At 63.3% G+C, this 294-nt stretch carries 1 protein-coding gene; it reads right to left on the bottom strand.

The annotated features are described in order from the left end of the window. A partial coding sequence (locus ACX4ZE_RS23335; protein ID WP_480275618.1) for an AMP-binding protein occupies window positions 1-252 on the bottom strand: 252 nt, incomplete at its 3' end. Between the last annotated feature and the right edge of the window lie 42 nt (window positions 253-294).

Below are 294 nucleotides of genomic sequence, written 5' to 3'. Positions count from 1 at the left end.
ATACACCTCCCCCGCCACCCCTACCGGCACCGGCCGCAACCACGAATCCAACACGAACACCCGCGTATTCCCCACCGGGGTACCGATCGGCACCGACACCCCCACACCCCCCGCGCAGTCGTACACCGAGACACACACGGTCGTCTCCGCGGGGCCATAGCAGTTGACGACCCGAACCGCCGGACACAGCGACGTGAATCGACGCAACAGATCCGGCGGAAACACCGCACCACCCACGTTCACCTGGTTCAAACACTCCAAAGATGGTTGGGATATCGACGACAGATGCTCGAC

It is taken from the genome of Nocardia sp. TBRC8007, from assembly GCF_056629435.1.
The sequence above is the reverse complement of the archived record's forward strand: the minus strand, read 5'-3'. Positions and strand labels throughout refer to the sequence as shown.